Raw genomic sequence first — 13,702 nt, forward strand, 5'->3', positions numbered from 1 at the left:
GCGCCTTTCCGCCGGTCCTGGAGGCTCAATGATCGAGGTACGTGGCCTGACCAAGCGCTACGGCGAAGTCCTTGCCGTGGACGATCTGACCTTTGCCGTGCGGCCGGGGGAGGTGACCGGTTTCCTGGGGCCCAACGGGGCCGGCAAGTCGACGACCCTGCGCATGGTCCTGGGACTGGACGCCGCCAGTTCCGGCACCGCGACCGTGGGCGGGCGGCCGTATGCCACACAGCCCGCGCCGCTCAAGGCGGTCGGAGCGCTGCTGGACCCGGGTGCGGTACTCCCCAGTCGCACCGCCTATCACCATGTGCTGGCACTGGCGGCCGGCAACGGGATTCCGCGCAGCCGGGTGAACGAAGTCCTGGCGGAAGTCGGTCTGGAGAAGGTGAGCCGGCGCCGTACGGGAACGTTCTCTCTCGGTATGCGTCAGCGGCTGGGGATTGCGGCGGCTCTGCTGGGTGATCCTCCCGTACTGATCTTCGACGAGCCGCTCAACGGGCTGGACCCGGAAGGCATCGTGTGGATTCGTTCGCTGATGCGGAAGATGGCAGCCGAAGGACGCGCCGTTCTGATGTCCAGCCATCTCATGACCGAGATGGAGCGGACCGCCGACCACCTCATCGTCATCGGCCGCGGGAAGCTGATCGCCGACATGACGATGAAGGACTTCATCGAAGCGCACTCCCGGCGTGAGGTCCTGGTCCGCACCCCGCAGGCCCATGCGCTCCGCAGCCTGCTGGCCGGGGCCGTGGACGTACGCGCGGAGAGCGACGACCGCGATGGCAACGACGACCGCGATGGCAACGACGGCAGCGATGGCCGCGATGGCAGCGACGACACTCTGATCGTGACCGGTCTGGAAGCTCCTGAGATCGGAGCCCTGGCATCGGCCGGCGGGATCGAACTGCACGAACTCTCGCCGCGCCAGGTGTCGCTGGAGGCAGCGTTCATGCAGCTGACCCACGATGCGGTGGAGTACCAGGCGGACAAGGAGACGGATCGATGAGCGACACCACTACGCGGCTTCCCTCGGAGCCGGCGAAGGCCTACCGTCGCTCGTTCGCCCACCGTCGCCGGTTCGCCCTCCGCCCGAGGCGGGACCCCGGTCGTGCGCCGGGTGGGCAAGCGACCATGTGGCACTGCCTGCACGCCGAGTGGATCAAAATCCGTACGATGCGGTCGACGCTGTATCTACTCCTGGGCACCCTGGCGTTCTGTATCGGGCTCGCCGCCCTGAACGGCTCGTCCGCCGGCAGCGAGTTCGCGGACCTGAGCCCGGCGGATCAGGCCACCTTCGATCCCCTGGCCACCAGCATGCGGGGCTATCTGCTCGCGCAGATCGCGCTCGGTCTGCTGGGCGGTCTGGTCATCACCTCGGAGTACGGCGTACGTACGATCGTCTCCACTCTCACCTCTGTTCCGCACCGGGCGCGGGTACTGGCATCCAAGGCGGTGGTGCTGGCGGGCCTGGCGCTGCCGGTCGGGATCGTCATGTCGCTGGCGGGATTTCTGGTCGGGCAGGGGACACTGTCCGGAGCGGGCGCTCCGCATCTGGCACTCTCCGACGGGGTGGCACTGCGCGGCATCGTCGGTGGGGGTGTGTATCTCGCACTGGCCGGGCTCTTCGGACTGGCTCTGGGCACGGTGATCCGGTCCACCACCGCGACGGTGACCACCCTGTTCGGGGTGATGTTGATCGTCCAGGCGTTCGCTCCGGCTCTGCCCGGCGGAGTCGGTGACTGGGTGTTGAAGTACTGGCCGCCGATCGCCGGCGGACAGGTCGTCACCAGCTATCGGGATCCCGTACTTCTGAGCCCGTGGGCGGGGCTGGGTGTCATGGCCGGGTGTGTGGCCGCGCTGATGGCGGCGGCGTTCGTCGTCTTCCGCAAGCGCGACGCCTGACGGGTCCGCGCATTCCGCATGTTCCGCATACTCCGCGTATTCCGCACATGCTTGTGCAGGCGATCCTATGGAGACGACCGTGAGCCGGGGACAGGTGCCATGACGACGACGCAACGACTGCTGCTGGTGGAGGACGAGCCCACGCTCCGCGAGCTGCTGTCCGCCAGTCTGCGGCTGGCCGGTTTCCAGGTGACCCCCGCCGAGACAGGTGCCCAGGCGCTGCAGGCGGTGAGCGAGGAGCGCCCCGACCTGATCGTCCTGGACGTGATGCTGCCGGACATCAACGGCTTCGAGGTCGCCCGACTCCTGCGTGAGCGACACCCCGGGCCGGGCAGCAGCGGACACCCACCGGTCCTTTTCCTCACCGCGCGGGACGCGGCCGAGGACCGGATCAGTGGGCTGCGCGCGGGCGGCGACGACTACGTCACCAAGCCGTTCAATCTCGAAGAGCTCGTCCTGCGCATCCAGGCCGTGCTGCGTCGTACCAGCGGCCGTCAGCCCGATCGCCGCCTGCTCGTGGACGATCTGGCGCTGGACGCCGACAGCCACCAGGTGACCCGGGGCGGCCACGCGGTACAGCTGTCCCCGACCGAGTTCAGCCTTCTCCGCGTACTGATGGAGAACGCGGGACAGGTCCTGTCCCGGCACCAGCTCCTGGACCGTGTCTGGCACTACGACTTCGACGGTGACGACTCCATCGTCGCCTCCTACATCAGCTACCTGCGCCGCAAGATCGACACGGCGGGGCCGAAGCTGATCCACACGGTGCGGGGCACCGGCTACGTACTGCGGAAGCCCTCCCCATGACCGGCACCTCCGCCGGCGGGCCCATCAAGTCCCTTTCGCTGCGCGGCCGAGTCGTGGCCATCAGCCAGCTGCTGGTCATCGCCGCCCTGCTCGCCAGCAACGCACTGCTCGTCACCCTGCTGCAGCGGCAGCTCGTACATCAGCTGGACGAACGGCTCCGCACCGCGACCGTCGCGGCGGCGCGGTCGTCCGACCTGGCCGAAACGCCGGGCGAGGCGGCGCCGCAGGTTCGTGACGCGGTGGAACGGGAACTGACCGGCGACCTCTACGTCGCCTACCTCGACGCCGACGGCCAGGTCGAGAAAACCCTGCGACCGCCGAAGGAAAGCGCGCCGCAATTACCTGACCTCGACATCGAAGCGGTCAATTCCCGTAAAGGTCAACCCTTCAAGAGCGCAGCCAAGAAAGGCGACGGCGAATGGCGCGTGACCGTCGCGCGCTTGAATGCCGCGCCCCCGAATTCTGCCCAGCGGCAGAAAACAGACGGTGCGTCTCACGCCGGCATCGTCGTGGCCGCGTCCCTGGACCCCATCAACACGACCATCCGGCACCTCGGCGTCTGGATGCTGGTCATCGACTCCTTCGTACTCGTCCTCCTGGCGGTCGTCGGCTGGTTCGCCGTGCGTGCGGGGCTGCGTCCGCTGCGCCGTATCGAGACGACGGCGGCGGCCATCGCCGCGGGCGATCTCTCCAGCCGTGTGCCGCCGCCGGCCTCCACCCGCACCGAGCTGGGCCGGCTGTCCGCCGCGCTCAACGGCATGCTGGACCGTATCGAAGCCGGCGACGCCGCCCGCGCGGCCACCAACGAGCGCATGCGGACCTTCATCGCGGACGCCAGCCATGAACTGCGTACCCCGCTGTTCGGGATCAAGGGCTTCACCGAGCTCTACCGCATGGGCGGCATGCCTCAGCGCACGGATGTCGACACGGCCATGAACCGCGTCGAACGCGAAGCGGGCCGCCTCGTCCGTATCGTCGAGGACCTGCTGCTGCTTGCCCGGCTCGACGAAGAAGACACCACCGCTGACGCGCATCTGCCCCTTCATCTCACACCCATGGACCTGCGCACCCTGGCCGTCGACGCCCTGCACGACCTACGGGCCCTGGCTCCGGAACGTTCCGTGACGCTGACGGGGCCGGGCGGCGGTCCCCCCGGCGGTGCCCCCGTGCTGGGCGACGAAGCCCGGCTGCGTCAGGTCACCTCCAACCTCGTCGGCAACGCCATCGCGCACACACTCCCCGGTACCCCGGTGCGTATCGGCGTGGGGACGCTGGGCGACCGGGCAGTTCTCGAACTGGGCGATCAGGGGCCGGGCATGAGCGCCGAACAGGCCGCCCATGTCTTCGACCGCTTCTATCGCGCCGACACCGCGCGGGCCCGTACGCAGACGGGTGGAGCCGGCCTCGGTCTGTCCATCGTCCATTCCCTGGTGACGGCCCATCACGGCCGTGTCGAAGTCGACACCGCGCCGGGCGAGGCCACCACATTTCGCGTCCTGCTGCCGTTGCATCCCGACGGCTCCGACAGCCATTCCTGAAGCCGGGCCGACCAATCTTCGCGCGCCTTGTCCGGTCGCGGCAAAGGGCGACTACCAGCATCAGATGAGAGACCCCCAGAAACCTACTTGTTTTTCAGTAGACGGGATTGTCGATTGGGCTGACGACAAGGACAGGGTCGACCCGCGAGGGTGAGAGACGTTCCAGATTCCAGATATCCAGACAAGGAGATGGCATTTCCATGGCGACTTTCTTGCACCGTGTAGGCCGCTGGGCCTTTCGGAGGCGCCGCACGGTCCTGTTGATATGGGTGGCAGTGCTGGCCGCCGTGTTCCTCGGGGCCACCAGCGCTTCCGAGGCGCCGGAAGGCTCGTCCACCATGCCCGGAATCGAGTCCCAGAAGGCTTTCGACCTGATCAACGAGCGGTTCCCGGGCGCCGAGGCGGACGGGGCCGAAGCCCGTATCGTGTTCGTCGCTGAACAAGGACAGCAGGTCACCACCGCTGCCAACCGTTCAGCCATCGACAAGCTCGTCGCCTCGGCGGCCGACGGGTCGCAGGTCGCCGAAGCGACCAGTCCCTTCGACGCCGACGCGGTCAGCAAGGACAAGTCGACGGCGTACGCGAGCGTCACCTACAAAGTCGCCTCCGACGACCTGACAGACGCCAGCAAAGAGGCTCTGACCAAGGCCGTCGACCAGGCCCGCGACGCCGGCCTGACCGTGGAGGTCGGCGGTTCCGCGCTGGAGACCGAGGCGGCACAAGGCCTGGGCGAGGTGCTCGGTGTCCTCGTCGCCGCGGTGGTGCTGCTGATCACCTTCGGCTCTCTCGCCGCCGCAGGCCTGCCGTTGCTCACCGCGATCCTCGGCGTCAGCATCAGCCTGGCCGGGATCACGGCCCTGAGCAGTGCCTTCGGATTCTCGTCGACGGTCGGCGAACTGGCGATGATGCTCGGCCTCGCCGTCGGTATCGACTACTCCCTGTTCGTGGTCTCCCGCTACCGCGAGGAGCGGGCCAAGGGGCATGAACCGCAGCAGGCGACCGCCCTGGCGGTGGGCACCGCGGGCGGCGCGGTCGTCTTCGCCGGGCTCACCGTCATCATCGCCCTGCTCGGCCTCTCGGTGATCGGCGTCCCGATGCTCAGCAAGATGGGACTGGGCTCCGCCGGCGCGGTCCTGGTCGGCGTGCTGATCGCTCTGACGGCCGTACCCGCGCTTCTCGGCTTCTGGCCCGATGCCGTGCTCTCCCGCCGGGAACGCAAGGGCGAAAGCCGTTCCCGCGAGGGCGGACGCCGTTCGCGCATCAGGCTCCCGCGCCGCGCCGACAGCACCAAGAGCGGCAGCACCGAGAGCGGCAGCACCGAGACCCGCAGCGCCGTGACCGGCGATACCAGGACCATCGGCATCAGGACCGTCGGCGCCAGCACCGCCAAGGCGTCATGGGGTGTTCGCTGGGCACGGCTCGTCGTGCGACGCCCCTTGCCGGTGCTGCTGCTGACCGTGGTCGGTCTGGGGGCACTCGCCGTGCCGTCCCTTGACCTGCGGATGGGAATGCCGGGTGAAGAGGCGAAATCGACCTCGACCACGGAGCGACGCGCCTACGACGCGCTGGCCGAGGGGTTCGGCCCGGGATTCAACGGCCCACTGACCGTGGTCGTCGATGCGAAGAAGGCCGATGACCCGCAGGCCGCGGTGGCCGCCGTCTCGGACCGGCTCGACAGCACCAAGGGTGTGGTGTCCGTCTCGCCCGCCCGGTTCAACGAAGCGAAGGACACCGCGGTCATCGCCGCTGTCCCGGCCACCGCGCCCACCAGCAAGCAGACACAGGACCTGGTGCGCGTCATACGCGGTGAGCGGGCCGCGGTCGAGTCCGACACCGGAGCGAGCTTCAAGGTCACCGGCACCACGGCGCTGAACATCGACGTCGCCGAGAAAATGCAGGACGCGCTCGTCCCCTATCTCGCTGTCATCGTCAGCCTCGCGTTTCTCCTGCTGATGCTGGTCTTCCGCTCGATCCTGGTGCCGCTCAAGGCCGCGCTCGGCTTCCTGCTGTCTGTCGGCGCGGCCCTCGGCGCAATCGTCACCGTGTTCCAGCAGGGCCACGGAGCGGGCTTCTTCGGCGTCGAGGAAACCGGGCCGATCATGAGCACCATGCCCATTTTCCTGGTGGGTATCATCTTCGGTCTCGCCATGGACTACCAGGTGTTCCTGGTCTCCCGGATCCGTGAAGCGCATATCCACGGGGAGGGGTCCGGCCAGGCCATCGTCACCGGATTCCGCCACAGCGCCCAGGTCGTGGGCGCGGCGGCAATGATCATGATGGCGGTGTTCGGCGGGTTCATGACGGGCGGCGAATCCATGGTCAAGATGGTCGGCTTCGGTCTGGCCAGCGCCGTCTTCTTCGACGCCTTCGTCGTCCGCATGGCGTTCGTACCCGCCGTCCTGGCCCTGCTCGGCCGGCGCGCCTGGTGGCTGCCGCGCTGGCTGGACCGGCTGCTTCCCCGTGTCGACGTCGAGGGAGAGGCGCTCATGAAGCACACCCCCGCCCCACCCGCGCTGCACGACAACACCGATCAGCCCTCATCGGTGACGGTCTGACACACAGGGACTGCCAGGGTCGCTCGTCCCCCCTTCCACGAGCGGCCCTGGCGCCTCAACAGCCCTTCGCCCACTGCTCGCACCGCCGCCACCACGCAACAGCCAAGGTTCGCCGGAGAGTCCATGCTCGTCCACCTGCGACGCCAAGCCCAGCAGTATCCGCGCCTCGTCGAGGTGGTCTTCCTGCTCCTTGTGTGGGCCGCCACCAGTAATCAGTACCGCCGAACAGGCACCGACTCCATGTGGTGGCCGGGGTTCGTCATCGCGGGAGTCGTCTGCGCAAGCCTGCCGGCACGCCGCCGCCATCCCGGTCTCGTCGTCAGCCTCACGACCCTCGGAACGGTCCTCGTCGGCAGCCAGGGTTGCCTGATCGGCCCTCTGCTGTTGCTGCCGGTCATCGTCGCGCTGTACGAACTCACCCTGCGTTCCGGGCAACGGGCGGTTCTCATCCACTGCCTCTGCATCGCCCTCGTGCTTCTGCCCACCTCGCTGCGCTGGGACTCGGAGGGCGACCCGTGGGTGGACCAGGTGGTGAGCCTCGCGTTCTGGATTCTGCTGCCGGTCATGTACGGCTCGGCGGTGCGGTCACGCCGCGCGTACCTGAACGCCGTACAGGCACGCGCCGAACAAGCCGAACGAATTCTGGAAGAGGAAGCCAGGCACCGTGTCTACGAAGAGCGCATCCGCATCGCCAGGGAGCTGCACGATGTCGTCGCTCACCACATGGCGCTGGCCAATGCCCAGGCCGGTACGGCCGCCCACTTGTACCGCACCCGCCCCGAGCAGGCACACGCCATTCTCGCCGAGCTGACCGTCACGACGACCGAGGCACTCCGCGAACTCCAGGCCACCGTGGGCCTGCTCCGCGAATCCGACACCACCCAGGAATCCCTGGAGCCGGCCCCCGGTCTGGACCGGCTCGACGACCTGGTCGCCGCCTTCGCCGCTGCCGGACTGCACCTCACCGTCGACACCGACGGCCCCCGGCAACCCCTGTCGGCCGGCACGGATCTGACCGCCTTCCGCATCGTGCAGGAGGCGCTCACCAACGTCGCCAAACACGCCGCGGTGAGCACGGCGCACATCCAACTCGTCTACACCCGGGACCAGCTGGCGATCACCGTCAGCGACGAAGGCAATCCGCTCCCGCGTCCGCGCGCTCGCGGGGGTGGGTTCGGCCTGGTCGGCATGCGGGAGCGCGCCCAGTCAGCCGGAGGGCACCTCCGCGCCGGCCGCCGGCCCGAAGGCGGGTTCGCTGTCACGGCAGAACTCCCCATCCACACCTGACCCCATCCACGCCTGGCCGACTGGAAGCCCACCATGCCCATCCGCGTACTGATCGTCGACGACCAGACCCTGCTACGAGCGACCTTCCGCGTGCTGATCGACTCCTGCGACGATCTCGAAGTGGTCGCCGAAGCCTCCGACGGGCAGCAAGCCGTCGAACTGGCCCGCGTACACCACCCCGACGTCGTGCTCATGGACATCCGCATGCCGGGCACCGACGGGCTGGCCGCCACCGAGGCCATCTGCAACGACAAGGACCTGCACGACACCCGGGTCCTGGTCCTGACGACCTTCCAGTCCGACGAGCACGTGGCCCAGGCCCTGCACCTGGGCGCGAGCGGCTTCCTCGGCAAGAACACCACCGCCGACGCGCTCCTCGACGGTATCCGCACCATCGCCGCGGGCGACGCACTCCTGTCACCCGCGGCCACCCGCTCCCTGATTACCCGCCTGCTCTCCACTCCCGGCACGGGCCCTGACGTCCCTCCCGAACGGCTGGCCGCCCTCACTCCCCGGGAACGCGAGGTGGTGAGGCTCGCCGCGGTCGGCAAGTCGAACACCGAGATCGCCGACGAGCTGTTCCTGAGCGTCCTCACCGTTCGCACCCACATTCAGCACGCCAGAGCCAAGGTGGGCGCGCGTGACCGTGCCCAACTCGTCGCCCTCGCATACCAATCAGGCCTGGTGTCCGGCCGCTGACGCCGCGGGCTGCCCCTTCGGAAGGCACATTTCTGATGACGACGCAACTACGCACCACGCTGGTCGGACTCCTCCTGGTGACCGCGGGCCTGGCCACCGCCGTCACCGTGACACGCCACGACAACACCGATCATCCCGGCATCGCGGCCTCCGTCAGAACGGGGCCGTACGTAGCTCTCGGAGACTCCTACACATCGGGGCCCCGCATACCTGTTCAGACAGGCCGGCCCGCGGGGTGCGACCGCTCCGACCACAACTACCCCGCCCACGTCGCCGCCCAACTCCACCTCCAGCCGGGCGACATCCGTGACGTGAGCTGCAGTGGTGCCACCCTCACCGACCTCACCTCGTCCCAGTCCACCAAGAAGGGGACGAACCCCGCTCAGTTATCGGCCATTTCCCGTTCGACGCGTCTCGTCACCCTGGGCATGGGCGGCAACGACATCGGCTTCAGCGACATGATCACTCGATGCGTCACCATGGGAACGGCCTTCAAGGTGCTCGACCGCGCCAAAGACATGTCGTCGCACGACTCTCCCTGCCGTGAGTCGTACACCGACAACGGCATCGACTCCACAGAGAAGCGAATCGCCGGCCTTGAGCCGAAACTCACGAGTGCGCTGCGCGATATCCAGCGCCGTGCACCCGAGGCCCGCATCTATGTCGTCGGATATCCGGCCATCCTGCCTGTCGGCGACACCGGCTGCGGGCGTGGTCTCCCCCTCGCGCCGGGGGACATCGCCTACTTGCGCGACAAAGAGGCCGAGCTCAACAAGATACTCAAGGACCAGGCGGTCTCGGCCGGGGCAACGTACGTCGACACGTATGAGGCTTCCCGGGGACACGACGCCTGTGCGGCCGAGAGCACACGCTGGATCGAACCGATCGTCCCCAGCAATCCGGCCGCGGCGGTCCATCCCAACGCCCGGGGGCAACGTGGCATGGCGAAAGAGGTTCTTCGTGCCATCAGGGCAGTCGGGTGATCGCATGCGGGTGGTCGCATGGAGTTGCCGTCCTACGCCCGCGCTGTGCCGGGTGCACGAAGGTCTCGCGGTGACGGCGGCGGCGTTCGTCGTACTGACCGTGACCGCCTGCGGCCACGGAGCGGCAAGGGCGCGCAGTTCCCACGGCCGCGCCGGCGAGGAAGGACACCAACGCCACGGCCGGACCGAGCACCGGCAGGTGTCACGTGTTGTTGTACGCGTCGTCGTACGCGCTTTCGGGCAGGCGGCCGGCCGCTGGTGCGGGTGCCGGAGGCGAGGTGGCTCATCGTCCTGCCGCGTAACCCTGGGCGCCGCGCGGGTTCGCCGCCGCCCGGAGGTCGCCGTTGTACGGATCGCGGGTGACGACCGACAGCCGGTCCTGGCTCCACGGTCCGGAGACGGTCACCTCGTGGCCACGTCGGCGCAGCTCGTCGACGATCGCCTGGCCCACAACGGTTCCGGTCGTCGGGCCGGCGGCGTGCGCTAGGACCAGCGGCGGAGTACCGCCCGTGCGGGCAGCGTGAGCGCGAGCAGGGTCAGGGCGCCGGCGCCGGCCGCGAGGGACGCGTACATCAGCGGAGGTACGTAGGGCAGTTCGCCGGTCGTGCCGCGCATCATCGGGATCAGCGTGGCCGCGGCGATCGCGGAGCCGAGGACGACGCCGACCGTGGAGACCAGCAGGCCCTCCCAGCGGAGCATCCGCAGCACCTGGCGCCGGGTGAAGCCGATGAGGCGCAGCGTGCCCAGCTCACGGCGGCGGTCGAGCGCCGTCATCACCAGGGTGTTGACGGCGGCGACGGCGGCGAACCCGCCGAGGACCGCGGCCATGGTGTTGTTGCTCCAGGCGCCCAGCTTCGCGTCGAGGCTCCGCTCGGTGGCGTAGCCGGACGCGTCGGTGACCTCGCCCAGGGCGGCGAGCGACTTCGCCGAGCCGCCGCGCACCAGCAGCGTGCTGTCGAAGCCCGAGCTGACGTGCCCGGCCAGGGACGCCCGGTCCATGGTCACCGTCGACAGGCCGAGGCCGCGTCCGTAGACCGCGACGACCTCGGGCTCGGCCTTCGTGCCGTCGGGCAGGTACAGCGGGAGCCGGTCGCCCACGCCGACGTCCGCCGAGGACGCCAGGGTCCTGTCGACGGCGATACGGTCCCGGCCGAGCCGGCCGAGGCTGCCCTCGCGTACGTCCAGGTCCTGCACCTTCGCGAGTTCGGCGCCCGAGCCGGTGACACCCTGCGTCGCCGCGCCCAGCAGCGACTTGAATTCGCCGGAGCCGGTCGGCACCAGTACCTGGGTGTTCAGCAGGCCGACGGCCGCGTCCACGTCCGGTACGCGGGCGGCGCGCGCCGCCGTGTCCACCGGGAGCCCGGCCGGGTCCGTCACCACGTGGTCCGCGGTGATGCCCGCGCGCACCTGCTGGTCGGCGACGTGGTCCTCGCTCGTGTGCATGAAGACGAGCGTCGAGGAGAAGGCCGTGGCGAGCACGATCGGGGTGATCGCGGAGGCGAGACGGCGGGCGTTGCCACGGGAGTTGGCGACCGCGAGTGCACCGGCCGGACCCGCGCCGCGCAGCGGGAGGCCGAAGAGGCCCGCGAACAGCCGTGCCACCAGGGGGCCGAGCAGCGCGACGGCGAGCATGAAGAGCATGACGACGCCGAGGGCGGCGCCGGCCGCGTCACCCCCCGAGGCGTTGGCGGAGACGCCGGTGAGGATCGCGCCGCCGACGAGGGCGGCGATACCCAGTGCGGTACGGATCACTCCTGGCCGCAGCCGTTCCACCGACGCCTCGGTGAGGGCCTGGCCCGGCTTGATCCTCGCGGGCCTGCGCCCGGCCGCCCAGCCGGCGCCGAGCGCGGTGAGCAGCCCGATGACGACGGCGGCGAGCAGGGGCAGCCCGGAGACGTGCACCCGCGCCGCCTCCGGGATCGCGCCGCGGTCCTGCAACTGCCCGAACCACCAGTGGGCGAGCCCGATGCCGGGCAGGCAGCCGAGGATCCCGGCGAGCGGCGCGACGAGCAGGGCCTCGGAGGCCACCGCGCGGCGGACCTGGCGTGGTGTGGCGCCGACGGCGCGCAGCAGCGCGAACTCCCGGGCCCGCTGGGACACGGACAGGGCCACGGTCCCGGCCGCGGTGAAGATCGCGACGATGGTGGCGATGCCGCCGAAGGAACCGCCGATTCCGAAGAGCGTCACCTTGGCGTAGCCGAGCCCCGGGTCCTCGACGGCGCCGCGGTCGTCGCCGACGTTCACCTCGGCGCCGGAGCCCGCCAGGGCCTTCTCGACGCCGTCCGCGAGGGCCGCGGGGGTGGTGCCGTCCTTCGCCAGTACGGCGATGGCGTCCACCGTGCCGGGGTGGCCGGCGAGCGTGGGGGCCTCGGTGTCGGCGAACCAGGCGAACGCGCTCGTGGCGCCGGTGTCCGCGGTGCCGGTGTTCCGGGCGGTGTCCGCGGAGCCGGCCTCGGCGACGCCCGTGACGCGGAAGTCCCGCTGTCCGGCGGCGGTCCGGAGCGTGACGCTGTCGCCGACGGCGGCCTTCGCGGTGCGGGCGGCGGTGGCGTCGAGTACGACCTCGCCGGTGCCGGGCGCGGTCCCGGATGTCAGCTCGGCGCCGGTGAAGGCGTGCGAGCCCCAGCCGTGCGCGGTGAGCGAGCCGTCTCCGGCCCGCACCGGGAAGGTGACGTCCGCGACGGCGCCGGCCGCGCCCGGAGCCTCGGCGGCCTTCGCCACCAGGCCGGCGTCCACCCGTGCGGTGTCCGGCAGCGGAACGGCTTCTTCCTCGCGGTCCTCGCCGCTGCCCGTGACGACGTACTCGTACTGGTCCGCCGCCGCGACCACCGGCACCTGCGCGTACCGCTCCGCGGGCACCGACGCGCGCAGGCCGGTCTCCAGCAGGATGCCGCAGGCCGTGACGATCAGCGCCGACATCATCAGCGCGACGAAGGTTCCCGCGAAGGACGCGGGCTTGAAGCGGACGGCCGCGCGGGCGAGTCCGTTGGGGACGATCCTCATGCCGACACACCTGCCATCGCGCTCGTGCGGGCGGTAGGGGAAGTAGGGCCGGTACGGGCTGTACGAGCCGTGAGCGCCGCCATGTGCTCCGCGATCCGCTCCGCGGAACCGCCCTCCACGCCACCGGCGAAGGCGCCGTCGGCGAGGAACAGGACGCGGTCGGCCCAGGCGGCGGCGGTCGGGTCGTGGGTGACCATGACGACGGTGGCGCCGAGGTCATTCACCGCCTGGCGGAGCAGGCCGAGTACCTCGGCGGCGGTGCCGGTGTCGAGGGCGCCGGTGGGCTCGTCGGCGAACATCACGTCGGGGCTGGTGATCAGGGCGCGGGCGACGGCCACCCGCTGCTGCTGGCCGCCGGAGAGCTCGCCGGGCCGGCGCCGCGCCTTGTCGGCGAGTCCGACCTGCGCGAGTACCGCGGTCGCCCGGTGACGGTCCTGGCGTTGCCCGGCGAGGCGCATCGGCAGCAGTACGTTCTGCTCCACGGTCAGCGACGGCAGCAGGTTGAACGCCTGGAAGACGAAGCCGANNGAGGTGGGCCGGTCGAGGCCGGCGGCGCACTGCAGGAAGGTCGACTTGCCCGACCCGGACGGGCCCATGACCGCGGTGAACGTGCCGCGCGGGAGCGCGAGGTCGATGCCTGCGAGGGCGTGCACGGCGCCGGTGCCACGGCCGTACTGCCGCCGGACACCGCGCAGTTCGACGGCGAGCCCGGGTGTGGCGGACGGAGCCGTTGGCCGGCCGTCCGTCTCCGGCCGGTCGTTCGTCTGCGGCCGGTCGTCCGCCTTCTGCCGCTTGCCGCTGCGTAGCCTCATGGTCCGCTGTCCGCTCTCTCTCGGTCTTGTCGTGCTGACGAGATGCAGAGTGCGGGGACGGCTACGCGCCGGGCGTCATACGGGGGAGCCAATGTGGAGGGGGTACCGGGGTAGGG

At 70.1% G+C, this 13,702-nt stretch carries 11 protein-coding genes and 1 pseudogene; 8 read left to right on the forward strand and 4 right to left on the reverse strand.

Annotated elements, in window-relative coordinates; genetic code table 11:
* Window positions 1-28 precede the first annotated feature (28 nt).
* From AOK01_RS00370 to AOK01_RS00405, 8 genes are all read left to right on the forward strand, one after another.
* Complete coding sequence (locus AOK01_RS00370) at window positions 29-1,006, forward strand: ABC transporter ATP-binding protein (RefSeq protein WP_055507098.1); 978 nt, start codon at window positions 29-31, stop codon at window positions 1,004-1,006.
* Complete coding sequence (locus AOK01_RS00375; protein ID WP_107099689.1) at window positions 1,003-1,902, forward strand: ABC-2 transporter permease; 900 nt, start codon at window positions 1,003-1,005, stop codon at window positions 1,900-1,902. Before AOK01_RS00370 ends, AOK01_RS00375 begins: the two co-directional genes overlap by 4 nt.
* Before the next feature lie 99 nt (window positions 1,903-2,001).
* Window positions 2,002-2,709 (forward strand): response regulator transcription factor, encoded by a 708-nt coding sequence (locus AOK01_RS00380; RefSeq protein WP_055507100.1) that lies wholly within the window; start codon window positions 2,002-2,004, stop codon window positions 2,707-2,709.
* A complete protein-coding gene (locus AOK01_RS00385) occupies window positions 2,706-4,247 on the forward strand; it encodes a sensor histidine kinase (RefSeq protein ID WP_055507102.1) in 1,542 nt (513 codons plus the stop codon). The genes AOK01_RS00380 and AOK01_RS00385 overlap by 4 nt, the downstream gene beginning before the upstream one ends.
* 200 nt (window positions 4,248-4,447) lie before the next feature.
* Entirely contained in the window at window positions 4,448-6,802 is a 2,355-nt protein-coding gene (locus AOK01_RS00390; protein WP_055507104.1) for an MMPL family transporter, read from the forward strand.
* Between the two features lie 123 nt (window positions 6,803-6,925).
* Window positions 6,926-8,089, forward strand: a complete 1,164-nt coding sequence (locus AOK01_RS00395; RefSeq protein WP_055507105.1) for a sensor histidine kinase — start codon at window positions 6,926-6,928, stop codon at window positions 8,087-8,089.
* A 33-nt stretch (window positions 8,090-8,122) separates the two neighbouring features.
* Window positions 8,123-8,788: a response regulator gene (locus AOK01_RS00400; protein WP_055507107.1), complete on the forward strand. Its 666-nt coding sequence runs from the start codon at window positions 8,123-8,125 to the stop codon at window positions 8,786-8,788.
* Between the two features lie 35 nt (window positions 8,789-8,823).
* Complete coding sequence (locus tag AOK01_RS00405) at window positions 8,824-9,771, forward strand: SGNH/GDSL hydrolase family protein (RefSeq protein ID WP_055507109.1); 948 nt, start codon at window positions 8,824-8,826, stop codon at window positions 9,769-9,771.
* 283 nt (window positions 9,772-10,054) lie between these two features.
* On the opposite strand, the gene AOK01_RS43285 is transcribed toward AOK01_RS00405, so the two are convergent.
* The 4 genes and pseudogenes from AOK01_RS43285 to AOK01_RS44570 all read right to left on the reverse strand — a co-directional run.
* On the reverse strand, window positions 10,055-10,222 hold the full coding sequence (locus tag AOK01_RS43285) for a gamma-glutamyltransferase (RefSeq protein ID WP_157871145.1): 168 nt from the start codon (window positions 10,220-10,222) through the stop codon (window positions 10,055-10,057).
* A 32-nt stretch (window positions 10,223-10,254) separates the two neighbouring features.
* Entirely contained in the window at window positions 10,255-12,774 is a 2,520-nt protein-coding gene (locus AOK01_RS00410; RefSeq protein ID WP_055507112.1) for an FtsX-like permease family protein, read from the reverse strand.
* Window positions 12,771-13,300 (reverse strand): ABC transporter ATP-binding protein (locus AOK01_RS44565; protein ID WP_245701999.1); only part of this gene is annotated, 530 nt, incomplete at its 5' end. The genes AOK01_RS00410 and AOK01_RS44565, both read right to left, overlap by 4 nt.
* A gap of 2 nt (window positions 13,301-13,302) precedes the next feature.
* Window positions 13,303-13,586, reverse strand: a pseudogene (locus tag AOK01_RS44570) (ATP-binding cassette domain-containing protein); the annotation flags it as partial.
* Window positions 13,587-13,702: the final 116 nt, after the last annotated feature.

The sequence above is a fragment of the Streptomyces aurantiacus genome (assembly GCF_001418335.1).
Taxonomy (GTDB): Bacteria; Actinomycetota; Actinomycetes; order Streptomycetales; family Streptomycetaceae; genus Streptomyces; species Streptomyces aurantiacus.

Coding starts and splice junctions, on each gene's coding strand:
- AOK01_RS00370 (WP_055507098.1), top strand. CDS start 29: ATGATCGAGGTACGTGGCCTGACCAAGCGCTACGGCGAAGTCCTTGCC.
- AOK01_RS00375 (WP_107099689.1), top strand. CDS start 1,003: ATGAGCGACACCACTACGCGGCTTCCCTCGGAGCCGGCGAAGGCCTAC.
- AOK01_RS00380 (WP_055507100.1), top strand. CDS start 2,002: ATGACGACGACGCAACGACTGCTGCTGGTGGAGGACGAGCCCACGCTC.
- AOK01_RS00385 (WP_055507102.1), top strand. CDS start 2,706: ATGACCGGCACCTCCGCCGGCGGGCCCATCAAGTCCCTTTCGCTGCGC.
- AOK01_RS00390 (WP_055507104.1), top strand. CDS start 4,448: ATGGCGACTTTCTTGCACCGTGTAGGCCGCTGGGCCTTTCGGAGGCGC.
- AOK01_RS00395 (WP_055507105.1), top strand. CDS start 6,926: ATGCTCGTCCACCTGCGACGCCAAGCCCAGCAGTATCCGCGCCTCGTC.
- AOK01_RS00400 (WP_055507107.1), top strand. CDS start 8,123: ATGCCCATCCGCGTACTGATCGTCGACGACCAGACCCTGCTACGAGCG.
- AOK01_RS00405 (WP_055507109.1), top strand. CDS start 8,824: ATGACGACGCAACTACGCACCACGCTGGTCGGACTCCTCCTGGTGACC.
- AOK01_RS00410 (WP_055507112.1), bottom strand. CDS start 12,774: ATGAGGATCGTCCCCAACGGACTCGCCCGCGCGGCCGTCCGCTTCAAG.